Genomic DNA, 16,260 nt, shown 5'->3' on the forward strand with positions numbered 1-16,260 from the left:
TAGATGCCTTTCCCTAATAGGCGACTATCTTTCTTTATATATAGATAGTTTGAAATGGAATAAAAATAATTCCTATATGTAAAGGATAATGTGATTAGTATAGGAAGACAATAGAACTTAAAGGAAATTCATGTAAAATTCAGATGAACTTCACACGAACTTCATATTAGAAACTAAATATAATTATAATAAGTTATTATAATATTTATTTGTGATTTTTCATAAAATTAAAAGTTTGAATTTAGGATAGAGCACTCAAACCTAAATTCAAACTTTAGTGAATTAATGGAGGTTACGTTTAGCTTTCGCTAATGGATGCATTTAAAAGTTCAGCAGGATTGCCTGTTCCTGCCCCTCCGATTGTAACAGATCCACCAGGAGGAATTTCACCATTCCATCCTGCATTTGTAATTACGTAATGATTATTTATTTTACTATTAATTTTAGAATCCCAAACTTGTGTTAAATTACCGTTGTAATCAAATTCTAATTTCCAGTTTTTAATAGGGGTCGTTCCACTATTTTTAATTACAATCGAGAAGTTGTAACCACTTCCCCAGTTTGAAGTGACTGAAAAAGTAGCATTCCCATTTCCATCAGGAGGTGTTGTGCTTGCATCGTCTGTTTTTACAATAATAGAAGTAGGCTGTGATTTATTTCCAGCAACATCTTTTGCTATTATTGAAAATGTGTATTCTGTATTAGATTTTAAGTTTTTAATTGTAATGCTATTTGTAGTTGTACTCCATTTCTCTTCTCCGGCAGTAATTTCATATTCCGTAACTCCTACGTTATCAGTAGGTGTAGTCCAGTTTAATTGAACGGAGTTTGAGTTTTTATTTGTAACAGCAACGTTTTTTACGTTTGTTGGTGATTCAGTATCTTTTTGAGTAATAGGTCCACCAAGTAACTCTTTTACTAGCGTATCAAGTAATTTAGGTCCACTACAACTATATTTTGGACTTGTACGGCAATCTCCGCTTAGTTCCCAAAACATTGCGCCACTTAAACCTTTTGTTTTTATATAGTCTGTTTTATATTTCATAGATTCGCTGTCATCATAGCTAATAAACGTGCCCGTAGTCGCATTATATAAGTAAGGTACTTTCGCTACATCGTTCCAATAGCGAACAAAACCATTTTTATTAACATAATTAGCTGCTAAATCACCATAATCGTACACACCTGTGTCACCGGTAGAATAATCATCCCAAGTTCCTTTAGAAGCGAGTTTTCCATCACTACCTGGCTTACAAGGTTGGTATTGGCCGTTATTTTCTTTTCCGCAACTTTTCCATCCACGTCCGTAAAAAGGTACACCTAATACGAGTTTATCAGCTGGAACCCCTTCATTTGTATAAATGTCTATCGCACCATCTACATAAAATTTCGTATCTGCTGCTGGATCATTTGGGTCTTTGTATAGAGCTGCATTATGGTTAGAAGTAGCTTCCCATCCGCCGTGGAAATCATATGTCATAATATTAATCCAATCTAGTATTTGAGAGATTTTCTTTAGCTCTGTATGATCCGCATAACGTTGGCTTGCACCTGACGCGATTGTTAGTAAATATTGTTTCCCATCTTCTGCACCAGCTTTCGTTAATGCATTTCGAACATCTTGAAGGAGTAGGGTGAAGTTTTGCTTATCTTCAGGACGATAACTACCGCCAGGAATCGTTTCAACGCCCGGGTATTCCCAATCTAAATCAACACCGTCAAATCCATATTCGCGAAGAAAAGCTACTGTAGATTCAGCGAATACTTTTCTTGTTTTTTCATCGGCGGCCATGTCAGAGAAGCGGTTAGACCAAGTCCAGCCACCAACGGAAATAATTGTTTTTAAGTGAGGATACTTAGCTTTTAATCGTTTCAGTTCTCCGAAATTTCCACAACGGGCGTATTTATCACAATCTTCCCAAGTTGTACCTGATCCCGGATAAGGTTTTGTGACATCAGCCCATGGTTCGCCGAGTACGAGAGTACCATTAGGAACCTCTTTATTTTGCAGTGGAACACCAGATTCTTTACAGTTCCACGTTTGCTTATTTGGATTATCGGGGTGAGTAGAAGGATTTCCGTGTTTTCCATTCCAGCAAATATCAGCGAAAGCATAGTTTAAATGAGTTAGCTTTGATGCATCAATGTCTGCAACTTGATAATTACGTCCGTAAATGCCCCACGAAGGAAAATACCCAACAATTTTTTGGCCTTGCTTTGGTGAATCTGCTAATGCAACATTTGGAGTAATAAAGTTTGTGAGAAAAAGAGGTAAGAAGAGTAGTAGGGATAGTAATAGCAATGTGAATTTTTTGGATCTCATAGTCATTTCTCCTTTCAAAATAAAAGATATATTTAAAGGCATGCGCCAATAAACCAACATGAATCTAGACGTATGAAACGTCTAGATAAAAATGATCAGACATCACGAAGTCTATACAAGGGAGCTGGGGTGATTAAATCGTAGCAAATGTAAGATTTGGTGTAAACGCTTTATTTGATTCGAAAAGACTTTCTCAATATGAAATGGCTCTAATACAGATTACACATGAAAATAAAATATTGATTAGGGAGGAAAGGGCTTCTTGGAATTAAATTTGAGAAAAAATTGTATGAGGTCAATTTGTAATAGCGTAGCAAGATGAGAAAATATCATGTAAAATAATAGTAAAAATATGTAAAGGAGCGAATGGTGTGGATGTGTTTTTGAACATTGCTGAAGAAAAAATTCGACAAGCAATACGGAATGGTGATCTCGATTATATTCCGGGAAAAGGAAAACCACTACAATTAGAAGACCTTTCAATGGTACCTCCAGAACTTAGAATGAGTTATAAAGTTTTAAAAAATGCGGGGATGATTCCACCAGAAATGGAACTACAAAAAGATATATTAAAAATAGAAGACTTAATTGCTTGCTGTTATGATGAAGTAGAGAGAATAAAGTTACAAGAAGAGTTGACGGCAAAAACGCTGCGTTTTCAGCAGGTAATGGAAAAGAGAAGAATTAAAGAGAATTCGGCATTTCGTATGTATCAAGATAAAGTATTTCATAAATTACGCTAAGAGGGATAAGATGAATACATTTGAAACGATAGAAGAATTAGTGACATATATTGAAGGACAACGATTAGTACTGCTGTTTATTAAAACGGAAAATTGTGGTGTTTGTGATGTTATGCTAAGAAAAGTAAATTGCGTATTAGAGAATTATGATTACGTAGAGAAAGTAGAAATATTACTACAAGACATGCAAGAGATTGCGGGGCGATATGCAGTATTTACAGGGCCAACAGTTTTATTATTTTATAATGGAAAAGAGATTCTTCGTGAATCACGATTTATTTCACTTGAAAATCTAGAAAGAACCATTCAATTATTCGAAGATTAAGGGAGGTTTTTATATGGAATTTATTATTGTCATACTATTATTTGTTGTAGTTGGAATAATCGTAACAGCAGTTCGATCAAATAAAAAGAAGGTAAATCTTACAAAACAAAATAACATTCATAATTCATCTAACAACTCATCACCATTATTTTTCTTTGCGGGATCTGATAATGATAGCTCGCACGATGGAGGCTCACATGATTGCGGAGGATCTTTTGGTGGAGATAGTGGAGGTAGCTGCGGTGGTGGAGGCGGCGGTGATTGATGAGAATACGCCTTATATAGGCGTATTTCTTTTTAAACAAACGTTTGATTAGTTGGCTTACATATGCATAAAAACAGTTAAACAAACGTTTGATTAAATATTTTTAACGTACTAAGGGGAATAGAAATGAAAAGGGAACCGAAAGTGAAAAATAAGGGGAAAGTAGTGTTATTTTTATTAGCTGTGGGGGGCGTATTTCTTGTTAAATTAGGATTTAAAATTGGAATAATACATATGATTCGAACGTGGTTTGAAAGTACGTTTTCTTAAATAAGGAATATAGCCTCTTGTAATAGAGGTTTTTAATTTGTTATTATTAGACTGAACGGTCGGTTTAAGAGGTGTAAATATGAGAAGAAGCGCAGAAGAGATAAAGAAAGAAATTGCATATAAAGCAGAAAGTCTGTTTTCACAGAAGGGCTATGCAGCTACATCTATGGAAGAGATTTGTGAAATTACAGAGCGAAGTAAAGGAAGCATTTATTATCACTTTAAAAGTAAAGAAGAATTATTTTTATTTGTAGTAAAACAGCATACGTATGATTGGCTTGAAAAATGGAATGAAAAAGAGAAGTTGTATAGTACGAATACTGAAAAACTATATGGTCTCGCGGAATATCATGTAGAGGACATACAGCAACCAATTTCAAATGCAATAGAGGAATTCTCTATGAGCCAAGTTGTAAGTAAAGAGATTTTGGATGAACTATTAGATTTAACTAGAGAATCATATGTTATGTTTGAGAAACTAATTGAAGCTGGCATACAGTCTGGAGAGTTTCGTGAAGATAATACGCGCGATCTTATGTATATTGTGAATGGATTATTATCAGGGCTTGGAGTACTTTATTACGAGTTAGATTATAAAGAGCTGAAACGTATTTATAAAAAGGCAATAGATGTATTGTTAAAAGGAATGGCAGCTGAATAATAGGTCAGTTGCTTTTCTTACAAAATAAATTAGACCGAACGGTCGGTTTATGAAAGGGGAATGAAAATGAACGCTTTATTTAAAAATCGAGCATTTATGCTCGTTATGGCATCTGATATTTTACAACAATTTGCTATTTGGATCAGAAATATGGCTCTTTTGTATTTCATAATGGAGCGAACGAATAATGATCCAGTTTCCGTTTCATTGTTATCGGTTATGGAATATGCACCTATTTTTATTTTCTCGTTTATCGGTGGTGCGCTAGCGGATCGCTGGAATCCGAAAAGAACAATGGTCGCTGGAGATGTATTAAGCGTACTGTCTATTATAGGAATTGTCTTGTTGTTAAAGCTGGATTATTGGCAGGCTATATTTTTTGCAACACTCATTTCTGCGATTGTAGGTCAGTTTTCTCAGCCATCATCTTCACGTATATTTAAGCGCTACGTAAAAGAAGAACAGGTAGCAAATGCGATTGCATTTAACCAAACATTACAGTCATTATTTCTAATTTTCGGACCAGTAGTAGGATCGCTTGTGTATACACAACTTGGTTTATTTACGTCGCTATATAGCTTAATCATTTTATTTTTGTTATCTGCTATCGCCCTTTCATTCTTACCAAAATGGGTTGAAAAAGAGCAAGTGGCGAGAGATTCATTAAAAAATGATATAAAAGAAGGTTGGAAATTTGTTCTTCATACGAAAAATTTACGTATGATTACGATCACTTTCACCATTATAGGCTTAGCTGTTGGATTAACAACTCCATTAGAGGTGTTTCTTGTAATAGAACGGCTTGGAATGGAAAAGGAAGCAGTTCAATATTTAGCTGCAGCTGATGGAATAGGTATGTTAATTGGTGGTATTGTTGCTGCAGTTTTCGCTTCAAAAGTGAATCCGAAAAAGATGTTTGTATTCGGTATGAGCATATTAGCGATATCATTTTTAGTAGAAGGGCTATCTACATCATTTTGGATTACTAGTTTCATGAGGTTTGGAACAGGTATTTGTTTAGCTTGTGTTAATATCGTTGTCGGTACGCTTATGATTCAACTTGTACCAGAAAATATGATTGGCAGAGTAAATGGAACAATTTTACCGCTGTTTATGGGGGCAATGTTAATTGGAACTTCACTAGCTGGAGGATTGAAGGAGATTACCTCACTAGTTGCTGTATTTTGTATAGCGATGGCACTTATTTTATTTGCGATAGGGCCAGTTCTACGCATGCAAATAAATAAAGAAGATGTCACTAATAAAGAGGAACTAACAAATTCGTTAACCTCGAAATAACCATTGTAAGGGAGCAGAACTGCTCCCTTTTTTGTGGCAGTCTTTTGACAATGAAATGTACCGACTATATACTAATGTTGTAAAAACGATTTTACATGTTAGGAGAAAAGATGTGAAAAATCAAATTTATGAATTACGCACTGAAAATAATATTTCACAAGGTGCATTAGCTGATAAGTGTAAAGTTTCAAGACAGACGATAAATGCAATTGAGAATAATAAATATGATCCAAGCTTAGCATTGGCCTTTCGTTTAGCGGAAGTATTAGGAACAACTGTTGATAAACTATTTTTGTATAAGATGTAGCGTCTTTCATTGTGGGACGTTATCGCTATAAGAAAAAGATCCTCTTCTCATGAGAAGAGGATCTTTTTCTTATAGCGTTTTAGTTTTTGGACTAGGTGGTGTAACGGATGTGGGGTTTTCTGGAACTCTAGTTAATAAGAATCCCCCGATAACGAACAGTACAATAATACTAAGGACACCAGCGTTTGTTTTTCCCGTTAATTGCGTTGTAACACCGACTAATACTGGACCCATAATCGCTGCGAACTTGCCAAATATATTATAAAATCCGAAGAATTCATTTGCCGATTCTTTAGGTACTAGTTTTGCAAAATAGGAACGACTAAGTGCTTGAATCCCGCCCTGAGAAGTGGCAACTAACATTGCTAAAATCCAGAAATCGAGTGTCGTTTTTAAGAAATAAGCATATGTGCAGATAATGATATAAATAATAATACCGACATATAGCATCTTTTTACCTGTAAATGTTTCTGATAATTTTCCATATAATAAAGCGAATGGACAAGCTACAATTTGTGTGACGAATAAGATGATTAATAGATTCGTTGCACTAATGCCAAGATCTGTGCCGTAAGCGGTGGACATAGTAATAATTGTATCGACCCCATCAATATAGAAAAAGTAAGCAATTAGGAACATAAAGACCGTTTTATATTCTTTAATATTTTTAAAAGTATCAGCAAGACGTTTGAAGCTCATCGCAATTGGTCTAGGGTGACGTTCAATATAGTGCGTTTGCTCTACGTTTTTTAGCATTGGAATTGTAAATAATCCCCACCAAAGAGCTGTTATTGCGAATGAAATTTGACTGGCAATGCCGACTGATAAAGGGATAGTGCCTTTTTGAGCAAGAATAATAAGAGCGATACAACCGATGAAAGGAATAGTACTCCCAATATAGCCTAATGCAAAGCCTCGTGTAGAAATTCGATCCATTCTATCTTTAGAGGTAACATCTACTAAAAATGCATCATAAAAAATGTTTGCTCCCGCAAAACCGACTAGTGCTAGCATATAGCATCCTAGTAATAAGTACCACTGAGATGTTGGGATGACTGCTAGCATACTTGTAAATACGATACCGAGTCCAAAGAAGAATGTGAAAAATCGTTTTTTAAATCCTTTATAATCAGCAACTGTGCCGAGAATAGGGGCAAGTATAGAAATTAAAAGTGTAGCGAACGAGTTTGCATATCCCCAATATGCTGTTGAAGTTGCACCAGATAGTCCAGCTTCCTTTGCAGCTGCCTTAAAGTAAATTGGGAATAATGCAGTTGTAATGACGAGCGAATATACGGAGTTCGCCCAATCGTATAATATCCAGCTTTTTTCTTGTCTGGACATTTTTCCCATATAGTGTTCCCCCTTAAATTTGTTCTACTAACAGTGTACAAAAATAAAAATTATAAAAAGAGAAACAGTGATGATTTTTACATAACTTTTACATATATACACAGTTCTTTACAATTGAAGTAAATCCTCTACAATTGATCCGTCTGTTTCACCTAAGTGTAAACCGAGTAGCCTAGCGATAGTTGGACCTTCATCAATAAGTCTCATATACGGGATGGTAACGCCGCTTTTTATCCCTTTCCCAGCGGCGATAAAAATTGTTTCATAGTTAGGTTTTGTCGGAGAGTATCCATGTGTACCAAATGTATATTTTTTACTAGGCGTAACGTCTTTTTCAGTAATCTCTTTTATAAAATCTCCTGTATAGTTTTCAGTGAAATAATACCCTTCTCGCGCTTCTAACATAAATAAACAATTACCATCGGCACCGCAGTCTTTTGCAGCTTCATCATGAAGTATAAATTCAATTCCATTTTGTTTATTTTGAAGTAGTTCTTCAAGTAGTAGTTGTACATCTCGAATGGTATCAGTATCGTTCTTATCTTTCACATATACATAGGCAGATCCGTCACAACTTTGACAATAGGCCTTCCAGCCTACGAACTTTCCTTTGGAATTTATAGATATAAGTCCTTTTTGATGAAATAGTACATTTAATTGAATGGCTTTGCTTTCGCTTAAAGCGCTATGATCACCAAGAGCGATAATTGTACTCTCTTTGTATAGGTCACTGTCTTTTAAAGCTTGAATAATTTTCCCTAGCCGTTCATCGTGTCTATGAATTGCAGCTAGTGTTTCTTTTGATTCAAAGCCGTGATAGTGTCTTTGAGTGTCTAAATCGGTGAAATGTACAAACATTACATTAGGCTTCTTCGTTTGGATTGTATGCACAGCAGAAGCAAGTACGAAATCATCGAGCTCAGGTTGTGACAAACCATTTCGTATATGGCCGAAACGACGATTTAAATCTAATTGATATAGCGGACTACCGCTAAGTAATGAAACTAAAACTTGATTTTGCCACGGTCTATTTGGAAAGATTTCTGGTAAATTGTAATCAATATTTGCTCTTCCAGTAACAGGCCATAGTAGGGCAGCTGTCGTTAAATTTGCTTTACGTGCTTCATCGTATAACGTTGTTCCCTTAATGGATTTTCGGTACCAATGCCAATCGGGTGACTCGCGTCCAGGTTGAAGTAATGTATTGCTAACTACGCCATGTTTATTAGGGTAGTTTCCAGTAACGATTGTTGAGTGACTTGGGTATGTTACAGAAGGATAAATAGGTTCCACTTTTTTCGCCATCGCGCCCTTGTTTATTAATGTTTGGAAATTAGGAAGCTTTTGTAATATAGGAAAATCTAAAGCTGATAAGCAATCGAAAGATAAAATAATGACGTGATTTGTTAATGCTTTATCCATAAAGTTCCCTCCTGATTATATAAAACCTATTCTTATATATTACTATTAATACCTAGTAATAAAAATATATTTCTAGGTGAAAATTTATTATTTATTTTCAGAAAAGTTAAACATATAATTAAGTATAAGGGAATGAATGGAAGGAGGGAATACTGTGGATTGGCTAGATGGATTTAGTATCTTTTATATCATTGGCGGAATTACGATTATCCTTGTATTTGCTATTTCGTATTTACTAAAGAAACGGTTTCCAAACAAACAGTTCGATATTATATTTGCACTTAGTTTAATACTTCTTTGCTTAGCATCCTTTCCAGTTACAATGATGATGATTGGTGGATGGGAAGGAATGGGATATGGATTTATTGGTTTCTTCGTTCTACTTGGTACACTTATCGGTATGATTGCACATCAACTTTTAAAAATCACGAGAAAAAGCTACGTATAAAACTGCAAAAAACGAAAAGAATATATAAAAATGAGAAAATTAGCTATTGTTTTAAAAAAGAATTTGTATTATGATAATCAACAAATTTATTTCGTTATAACGATGAAAAAGGACTAGTACATGTTTAACCTTTTTAGCAGAGAGAGAATCCGCCTGGCTGAAAGATTCTTAAAAAGATGATATGGAACCTACCTTTGAGTTCTGCATATGCAGCGGGAATTTCCCGTTATCAAAAAGAGAGCATGCGCAATTTTTGTGCATGAATCAGGGTGGTAACGCCGGCAAAGCTCGGTCCCTATTTAGGGACGCGGGCTTTTTTGTATTTTCAAAAGGAGGAAGACTGACTATGGCAAAAGAACAAGTACAAGCGATTACGAAGATGGAAGAGGACTTTGCACAGTGGTACACAGATATTGTGAAAAAAGCAGAACTTGTTGATTATTCAAGTGTAAAAGGATGTATGATTCTACGCCCATACGGTTATGCCTTATGGGAAAATATGCAGAAAGTGATGGATGAGAAGTTAAAAGCAACTGGTCATGAAAATGTGTATATGCCAATGTTTATCTCAGAGAGTTTATTGCAAAAAGAGAAAGATCATGTAGAAGGATTTGCTCCTGAAGTAGCATGGGTGACACATGGCGGGGATGAAAAGTTAGCGGAGAGACTTTGTGTACGTCCTACATCTGAAACTTTATTCTGTGAGCATTTTTCAAAAATTGTGCAATCCTATAATGATTTGCCAAAGCTATATAATCAGTGGTGTTCAGTAGTTCGTTGGGAGAAAACAACGCGACCATTCCTTCGTACAACGGAATTCTTATGGCAAGAGGGTCATACAATTCATGAAACAGCAGAAGAATCTCAAGCTGAAACGCTACATATTTTAAATCTATATGCTTCTTTCTGTGAAGATTACTTAGCGATACCAGTAATTAAAGGACAAAAAACAGAGAAAGAAAAATTTGCAGGCGCAAAGGCAACTTATACAATTGAAAGCTTAATGCATGATGGGAAAGCACTTCAAACAGGAACATCTCATAACTTTGGAACGAATTTCTCTGAAGCATTTGATATTAAGTTTTTAGATCGTAACGGTAAGTGGCAATATGTACACCAAACATCTTGGGGTGTATCAACAAGAATGATAGGTGGACTTATTATGGTTCATAGTGATAATAATGGGCTTGTAATGCCTCCTAAAGTTGCACCAGTACAAGTCGTTATTGTACCAATTGCGCAGCATAAAGAGGGCGTTTTAGCGAAAGCAACAGAGTTACAAGGACATATTCAAAAGGTTGCACGAGTAAAAATAGATGCTAGTAATAAAACACCAGGCTGGAAATTTAATGAGTATGAAATGAAGGGCATTCCAATTCGATTAGAAGTTGGCCCTAAAGATATTGAAAAGAATCAAGTCGTACTTGTAAGAAGAGATACGAAAGAAAAAGAATTTATATCAATGCATCAATTAGAAGAACGTATTCCAGCATTACTTGAGGAAATTCATAATTCTTTATTTAATAAGGCAAAAGTATTTCGCGATGAGAATACGTATAGTGCGACGAATTTCGAAGAGATGAAAAAAGTAGCGGATGAAAAGCAAGGATTTATTAAGGCAATGTGGTGCGGAGAATTAGCTTGTGAAGAGAAGCTAAAAGAAGAGGTTGGAGTATCTTCACGTTGTATGCCTTTTGAGCAAGAGCATGTAGCTGATGAATGTATTTGTTGTGGGAAAGAAGCTAAGCAAATGGTGTATTGGGGAAAAGCGTATTAATGCTCTTTTGGATAGAGGATGAAAAGGACTTTGGGCTGCATAATAAAATGCAATCCAAAGTCCTTTTTAGTTTTACAATTTGTTTCATGTATGTTTTAGATGGAAGGATGTGTTTTATTTTGCATTTTTACGGCGAATAAATAGTAACATACCGATTAGGAATGTTGAAAGTCCCATTAAAATAGATGCAGGATAATGTGTTGCCGTATTAGGTAACTTATCGCCTTGTTTTTTCTCATTATCTTTTACATTGCCACCTTGAGAACCGTTGCCCCCCTGAGAACTGCTATCGCCTTTAATACGGTTACCGCCCTGAGAGCCATTACCGCCAGGGCCATTACTGCCAGAGCCATTGCCACCAGAACCATTGCCACCAGAACCGTTACCGCCCGAACCGTTGCCACCAGAGCCATTGCCACCAGAACCATTACCGCCAGAGCCATTGCCACCAGAACCATTACCGCCAGAGCCATTGCCACCAGAACCATTGCCATCAGAGCCACTACCACCAGAGCCGTTGTCACCAGAGCCACTGCCACCAGAACCACTGCCACCCGAACCGTTGCCGCCCGAACCGTTGCCACCAGAACCGTTGCCACCAGAGCCATTGCCACCCGAACCGTTGCCGCCCGAACCGTTGCCACCAGAACCGTTGCCACCAGAGCCGTTGCCGCCAGAACCGTTGCCACCAGAGCCGTTGCCACCAGAGCCGTTGCCACCCGAACCGTTGTCACCAGAACCACTGCCATCAGAACCGTTGCCGCCGGAGCCACTGCCGCCAGAGCCATTGCCACCAGAGCCGTTGCCGCCCGAACCGTTGCCACCAGAGCCGTTGCCACCCGAACCGTTGCCATCAGAACCGTTGCCGCCGGAGCCATTGCCACCCGAACCACTGCCATCAGAACCGTTGCCGCCGGAGCCATTGCCACCAGAACCACTATCGTCCTGAGAGCCACCGTTTCCTGGTGGTTTATTATTATCTTTTGAGTTACCCTCTGCTAAATGATTGTTATTTTGTACAATTGCGTTTGTTGCTGGAGAGAAGTTTTCTGTTGCTGCATTACCGATATTTAAACCGCTAAAAAAAGATAAAGAGAGTGTTGATGCTAAAATGAAGATTTTCGTCATTGTTTTCCTCCTAAGAAATTAATATTCCATCTAAAATACATCCCTTTGTAATATTTCTTAGGAAAAAGAGTTTTATGCAAAAAAAACTATATATAGAAAAAGGTGGTGTATTTCTGAAGAGAGAAAAGAGTTAGTGTAAATTCTTTATAATAGTAGAGTGGTGGGAATTTTACACTCATTACAGTAGAGGAAGTGACAGCAGATGAAAGAATATATTGCATTTGATATTGGTGGTACACAAATTAAATATGGAATTGTTTCAGAAACAGGAACAGTACTAAAGCATAAAACAGTTTCAACAGAAATTCATTTGGGTGGGGAACAAATCATTCAAAAACTTATTCTTCTATCCCGAAAATTAATGAATGAACATATGATTTCAGGAATTGGCATTAGTACTGCGGGAATTGTTAATATTCATGAAGGAGTTGTAACGGGAGGGGCGGAGCATATTCCGAACTACGCGACTATTCCTATTATTGATAGATTGCAAGGGGTATTACAAGTTCCTGTGTCCGTTGAAAACGATGTGAATTGCGCAGCTTTGGGTGAGAAGTGGAAAGATATTGGAAACGGAAAAAGAAATTTTATTATGCTTACTCTTGGAACTGGTATTGGAGGGGCGATTTTTATAGATGGAGAGTTATACAGAGGGCATTCTTTTAGTGCTGGTGAATGGGGAAATATGTTAATAGAAGGAAAGCCGTTTGAAGAGATCGCTTCCATTTCAGGGTTAATTCGTCTTGTGCGAAAATATAAAGGTGAAAGTGATTGGAATGGAAAAACGATTTTCGAACTGTATGATAAAGGGGATAGAGAAGTTACGCAAGCGGTTGAGGTTTTCTTTAAACATTTAGCGATTGGAATTAGTAATCTTGCTTATATTTTTAATCCAGAAATTATTGTTATAGGTGGAGGAATTACTGATAGAGGAAATCAGTTCTTAAAAGAAGTAAAAGAAGAGGTAGAAAAATATTTAAATAAAGAGATTTATAGTAATTGTGAGATTGAACTTGCACAAAACGGTAATTGCGCAGGAATGATTGGTGCTATTTACCACTTCTTACATCATCATAAGTAAATTATATGAATGTTTTCATATAACTGAGAATTTATCCTTTTTATCACTAGGTAAATAATGCTACAATATAAGGGAAGAATACAATATTTTCCGCCTTGGAAAATGCTTTGTAGAAAGGAAGAAACTGCATGCCTATTATTTTAGAAAAAGGTCAAAAGATCGATTTAACGAAAGGACAACCAAAAGTAGCAAAACTACAGGTTGGCTTAGGCTGGGATCCAATTGGGCAATCAGGTGGGTTTCTGTCTTCATTATTTGGAAGTAAACCAACTGTAGATTGTGATGCATCTGTTGTTATGTTAGAAGGGGATCGTTTTTTAAACAAAAACGATTTAGTTTACTTCGGAAACAAACTTTCTACTTGTGGTAGTATTATTCATTCAGGAGATAATTTAACAGGTGAAGGCGCTGGTGACGACGAAATAATTTTCGTAGAATTACATAAAGTTCCGAGCCGTATTAATCGTTTAGTATTCGTTGTAAATATTTATGACTGTGTAAATCGTCGTCAAGATTTCGGGATGATTCGTAATGCGTATATTCGTATTCAAAACCCGCAAACTGGTGAAGAATTAGCACGCTATAATTTATCGGATAATTATGCTGGCAAAACGACTCTAATTGCAGGTGAAATGTATCGCCACGGAAGTGAATGGAAGTTTTCAGCTGTTGGAGAAGGCACACAAGATAAAAACTTAAGTGAGATTGTATCACGTTATCAATAAAATAAACCGAGGAGGAATTGAATATGGCATCAATTTCATTGAAAAAAGGACAAAAGGTAGACTTAACAAAAACAAATCCGGGTCTTTCAAAAGTTCTTGTAGGACTTGGTTGGGATACGAATCGTTATGACGGACAAAACGATTTCGATTTAGATGTTAGTATTTTCTTAGTAGGTGCGAATGGTAAAGTTTCAGGTGCAGAGGATTTCGTCTTTTATAATAACCCAAAAGGTGCGAATGGTGCTGTCGAGCATTTAGGAGATAACCGAACTGGAGCAGGTGAAGGCGATGACGAATCGATCAAAGTAGATTTGAAAAATGTACCTGCACATATCGAACGTATTTGTTTCACAATCACAATTTACGATGGAGAAGGTCGTAGCCAAAACTTTGGACAAGTTTCTAACTCTTTCGTACGTATTTTAGATGAAGAAAAGAATGCAGAGTTAATTCGTTACGATTTAGGAGAAGATTTCTCTATTGAAACAGCTGTTGTAGTAGGTGAACTATACCGTCATGCAGGTGACTGGAAGTTCAATGCAATCGGAAGTGGTTTCCAAGGTGGATTAGGTTCTCTATGTAATAACTTTGGTTTAGATGTAGAGTAATAGATTAATAAATCCATCAGTGAAACGTATGTTTACTGATGGATTTATTTTTAATAATTAAATTATAGAGGTGAATATAAATGGTTATTCAATTGCAAAAAGGACAGAAGATTGATTTAGGTAAGACAAGCCCAGGTTTAACGAAAGCGGTAATTGGTCTTGGGTGGGATATTAAATCTTATGATGGTGGATCAGATTTCGATTTAGATGCATCAGCATTCCTATTAGATGCGAACGGAAAATGTACGAAGGAAACTGATTTTATTTTCTATAATAATTTACAGTCTCCTTGTGGATCTGTTCTGCATACAGGAGATAACCGCACAGGTGAAGGTGAAGGCGATGATGAACAACTTGTTGTAGACTTGAAGAAAGTTCCGGCAGATGTACACAGAATTGCTATTACAGTTACAATTTATGATGGAGAAGGCCGTAATCAAAACTTTGGACAGGTTGGAAACGCATTTGTTCGTTTAGCAAATGAAGAAACGAATGAAGAAGTTCTTCGTTTTGATTTAGGGGAAGATTTCTCCATCGAAACAGCAGTTGTCTTTTGTGAATTATACCGTCATAATGGACAGTGGAAGTTTAATGCAGTAGGAAGTGGTTTCCAAGGTGGATTAGGTGCGCTTGTAAGAGCGTATGGCTTGGATGCATAGAAAGGAAACGATATTCGTTTCCTTTTTTTGACCTTTCTATAAATCTAGCAAAGAATAGGGGATAAAGGTAAGATGAGTATTTTGCAGGGAATCCTTGATACGTATGCTCAGTTTTTTGACTTGGACATGTGGATTAAAGTGTTGCAAGATCCAGTATCTTGGGGATTAATAGGTACACTTGTTGTACTTGAAGGGTTGTTATCTGCTGATAACGCACTTGTATTAGCGGTAATGGTAAAACACCTTCCGGAAGAAAAGCGTAAAAAAGCATTATTCTATGGACTTATTGGAGCTTATGTATTCCGTTTTATTGCGATTGGAATTGGAATGTTCTTAATTAAATTAGCGTGGGTAAAAGTGTTAGGTGCCCTTTACTTAGCTTGGCTTTCAGTTAAATACTTCATTGATAAAAGAAAAGGTAATGCAGAAGAAGAGGAAGCTCATGGTATGAACCAAAATAGTATTCTCTTCAGAATGTTTGGTGTCTTCTGGGGAACAGTTGCGATGGTTGAATTAATGGATATCGCGTTCTCTGTAGATAGCGTACTTGCTGCATTTGGTGTATCAAATGAAGTTTGGATTCTATTATTAGGTGGAATGCTCGGTATTTTAATGATGCGCGGTATCGCTGGTGTATTCTTAAAGTTGCTAGAGCGTATTCCAGAACTTGAAACGACAGCATATATTTTAATCTTAATTATCGCAGCAAAAATGTTATTATCTGTAATTGATATTCATATTAGTCATACACTGTTCTTCATTATTTTAGTTGTAGCATTTGGAGCAACATTTATAATTCACTACATGAAGAATTCTGGACAAGCTAAAGAAGAAGTTGCAGCTACTAAAGAAGACAATAAATAATT

Annotated in this window: 18 protein-coding genes and 1 other annotated feature; of the genes, 14 read left to right on the forward strand and 4 right to left on the reverse strand. The window is 36.4% G+C overall.

Translation table 11 applies throughout. From position 1 onward, the window contains the following. Positions 1-298: 298 nt before the first annotated feature. Complete coding sequence (locus FS742_RS23905; RefSeq protein ID WP_144615537.1) at positions 299-2,323, reverse strand: glycosyl hydrolase family 18 protein; 2,025 nt, start codon at positions 2,321-2,323, stop codon at positions 299-301. A 371-nt stretch (positions 2,324-2,694) separates the two neighbouring features. Between FS742_RS23905 and FS742_RS23910 the strand changes: the two genes are divergently transcribed. The 7 genes from FS742_RS23910 to FS742_RS23940 all read left to right on the forward strand — a co-directional run bounded on the left by FS742_RS23910 (position 2,695) and on the right by FS742_RS23940 (position 6,193). Continuing rightward, a complete protein-coding gene (locus tag FS742_RS23910) occupies positions 2,695-3,066 on the forward strand; it encodes a DnaJ family domain-containing protein (protein WP_144615540.1) in 372 nt (123 codons plus the stop codon). A gap of 10 nt (positions 3,067-3,076) precedes the next feature. After that, positions 3,077-3,391, forward strand: coding sequence for a thioredoxin family protein (locus FS742_RS23915; RefSeq protein ID WP_144615542.1), 315 nt, complete (start codon positions 3,077-3,079; stop codon positions 3,389-3,391). Between the two features lie 13 nt (positions 3,392-3,404). Then, a complete protein-coding gene (locus tag FS742_RS23920; RefSeq protein ID WP_144615543.1) occupies positions 3,405-3,656 on the forward strand; it encodes a hypothetical protein in 252 nt (83 codons plus the stop codon). Positions 3,657-3,782: 126 nt separating this feature from the next. Continuing rightward, positions 3,783-3,926 (forward strand): hypothetical protein, encoded by a 144-nt coding sequence (locus FS742_RS23925; RefSeq protein ID WP_000817986.1) that lies wholly within the window; start codon positions 3,783-3,785, stop codon positions 3,924-3,926. 79 nt (positions 3,927-4,005) lie between these two features. Further along, positions 4,006-4,587, forward strand: a complete 582-nt coding sequence (locus tag FS742_RS23930) for a TetR/AcrR family transcriptional regulator (protein WP_144615545.1) — start codon at positions 4,006-4,008, stop codon at positions 4,585-4,587. A gap of 66 nt (positions 4,588-4,653) precedes the next feature. Continuing rightward, positions 4,654-5,886, forward strand: coding sequence for an MFS transporter (locus FS742_RS23935; protein ID WP_144615547.1), 1,233 nt, complete (start codon positions 4,654-4,656; stop codon positions 5,884-5,886). 55 nt (positions 5,887-5,941) lie between these two features. Further along, positions 5,942-6,193 (forward strand): helix-turn-helix transcriptional regulator, encoded by a 252-nt coding sequence (locus tag FS742_RS23940; protein ID WP_002078892.1) that lies wholly within the window; start codon positions 5,942-5,944, stop codon positions 6,191-6,193. A gap of 69 nt (positions 6,194-6,262) precedes the next feature. Here the strand turns inward: FS742_RS23940 and FS742_RS23945 are convergent, their stop codons facing one another. Then, positions 6,263-7,546 (reverse strand): MFS transporter, encoded by a 1,284-nt coding sequence (locus tag FS742_RS23945; protein WP_144615549.1) that lies wholly within the window; start codon positions 7,544-7,546, stop codon positions 6,263-6,265. A 108-nt stretch (positions 7,547-7,654) separates the two neighbouring features. Further along, complete coding sequence (locus tag FS742_RS23950; protein WP_144615551.1) at positions 7,655-8,968, reverse strand: alkaline phosphatase family protein; 1,314 nt, start codon at positions 8,966-8,968, stop codon at positions 7,655-7,657. Between the two features lie 154 nt (positions 8,969-9,122). Here FS742_RS23950 and FS742_RS23955 point away from each other — a divergent pair, with 154 nt between their 5' ends. Continuing rightward, positions 9,123-9,416: a YesK-like family protein gene (locus tag FS742_RS23955; RefSeq protein WP_000383867.1), complete on the forward strand. Its 294-nt coding sequence runs from the start codon at positions 9,123-9,125 to the stop codon at positions 9,414-9,416. Between the two features lie 93 nt (positions 9,417-9,509). After that, positions 9,510-9,716, forward strand: a binding site (T-box leader). 46 nt (positions 9,717-9,762) lie between these two features. Further along, positions 9,763-11,193: a proline--tRNA ligase gene (gene proS, locus FS742_RS23960; RefSeq protein WP_144615553.1), complete on the forward strand. Its 1,431-nt coding sequence runs from the start codon at positions 9,763-9,765 to the stop codon at positions 11,191-11,193. Between the two features lie 114 nt (positions 11,194-11,307). On the opposite strand, the gene FS742_RS27725 is transcribed toward proS, so the two are convergent. Next, entirely contained in the window at positions 11,308-12,321 is a 1,014-nt protein-coding gene (locus tag FS742_RS27725) for a cell wall anchor protein (protein ID WP_186327212.1), read from the reverse strand. 202 nt (positions 12,322-12,523) lie between these two features. Here FS742_RS27725 and FS742_RS23970 point away from each other — a divergent pair, with 202 nt between their 5' ends. The 5 genes from FS742_RS23970 (at position 12,524) to FS742_RS23990 (ending at position 16,258) form a co-directional block, all read left to right on the forward strand. Continuing rightward, on the forward strand, positions 12,524-13,402 hold the full coding sequence (locus FS742_RS23970; protein ID WP_144615555.1) for an ROK family protein: 879 nt from the start codon (positions 12,524-12,526) through the stop codon (positions 13,400-13,402). A gap of 128 nt (positions 13,403-13,530) precedes the next feature. Continuing rightward, the gene (locus tag FS742_RS23975; protein ID WP_144615557.1) at positions 13,531-14,127 is read left to right on the forward strand and encodes a TerD family protein; all 597 of its coding nucleotides are present in this window, start codon (positions 13,531-13,533) and stop codon (positions 14,125-14,127) included. A 23-nt stretch (positions 14,128-14,150) separates the two neighbouring features. Further along, complete coding sequence (locus FS742_RS23980; RefSeq protein WP_144615559.1) at positions 14,151-14,735, forward strand: TerD family protein; 585 nt, start codon at positions 14,151-14,153, stop codon at positions 14,733-14,735. 80 nt (positions 14,736-14,815) lie between these two features. After that, the gene (locus FS742_RS23985) at positions 14,816-15,394 is read left to right on the forward strand and encodes a TerD family protein (RefSeq protein ID WP_063221649.1); all 579 of its coding nucleotides are present in this window, start codon (positions 14,816-14,818) and stop codon (positions 15,392-15,394) included. Between the two features lie 72 nt (positions 15,395-15,466). Next, complete coding sequence (locus FS742_RS23990; protein ID WP_144615561.1) at positions 15,467-16,258, forward strand: TerC family protein; 792 nt, start codon at positions 15,467-15,469, stop codon at positions 16,256-16,258. The last annotated feature ends 2 nt before the right edge of the window (positions 16,259-16,260 follow it).

The organism is Bacillus cereus, from assembly GCF_007678085.1.
Classification (GTDB): Bacteria; Bacillota; Bacilli; order Bacillales; family Bacillaceae_G; genus Bacillus_A; species Bacillus_A cereus_BE.

Excerpts from the sequence above, each read along its gene's own strand:
- FS742_RS23920 (WP_144615543.1), top strand. The coding sequence starts at position 3,405 with ATGGAATTTATTATTGTCATACTATTATTTGTTGTAGTTGGAATAATC.
- FS742_RS23940 (WP_002078892.1), top strand. The coding sequence starts at position 5,942 with ATGTACCGACTATATACTAATGTTGTAAAAACGATTTTACATGTTAGG.
- FS742_RS23925 (WP_000817986.1), top strand. The coding sequence starts at position 3,783 with ATGAAAAGGGAACCGAAAGTGAAAAATAAGGGGAAAGTAGTGTTATTT.
- FS742_RS23985 (WP_063221649.1), top strand. The coding sequence starts at position 14,816 with ATGGTTATTCAATTGCAAAAAGGACAGAAGATTGATTTAGGTAAGACA.
- FS742_RS23935 (WP_144615547.1), top strand. The coding sequence starts at position 4,654 with ATGAACGCTTTATTTAAAAATCGAGCATTTATGCTCGTTATGGCATCT.
- FS742_RS23930 (WP_144615545.1), top strand. The coding sequence starts at position 4,006 with ATGAGAAGAAGCGCAGAAGAGATAAAGAAAGAAATTGCATATAAAGCA.
- FS742_RS23990 (WP_144615561.1), top strand. The coding sequence starts at position 15,467 with ATGAGTATTTTGCAGGGAATCCTTGATACGTATGCTCAGTTTTTTGAC.
- FS742_RS23905 (WP_144615537.1), bottom strand. The coding sequence starts at position 2,323 with ATGAGATCCAAAAAATTCACATTGCTATTACTATCCCTACTACTCTTC.
- FS742_RS23970 (WP_144615555.1), top strand. The coding sequence starts at position 12,524 with ATGAAAGAATATATTGCATTTGATATTGGTGGTACACAAATTAAATAT.
- FS742_RS23945 (WP_144615549.1), bottom strand. The coding sequence starts at position 7,546 with ATGGGAAAAATGTCCAGACAAGAAAAAAGCTGGATATTATACGATTGG.
- FS742_RS23915 (WP_144615542.1), top strand. The coding sequence starts at position 3,077 with ATGAATACATTTGAAACGATAGAAGAATTAGTGACATATATTGAAGGA.
- FS742_RS23980 (WP_144615559.1), top strand. The coding sequence starts at position 14,151 with ATGGCATCAATTTCATTGAAAAAAGGACAAAAGGTAGACTTAACAAAA.
- proS (WP_144615553.1), top strand. The coding sequence starts at position 9,763 with ATGGCAAAAGAACAAGTACAAGCGATTACGAAGATGGAAGAGGACTTT.
- FS742_RS23950 (WP_144615551.1), bottom strand. The coding sequence starts at position 8,968 with ATGGATAAAGCATTAACAAATCACGTCATTATTTTATCTTTCGATTGC.
- FS742_RS27725 (WP_186327212.1), bottom strand. The coding sequence starts at position 12,321 with ATGACGAAAATCTTCATTTTAGCATCAACACTCTCTTTATCTTTTTTT.
- FS742_RS23975 (WP_144615557.1), top strand. The coding sequence starts at position 13,531 with ATGCCTATTATTTTAGAAAAAGGTCAAAAGATCGATTTAACGAAAGGA.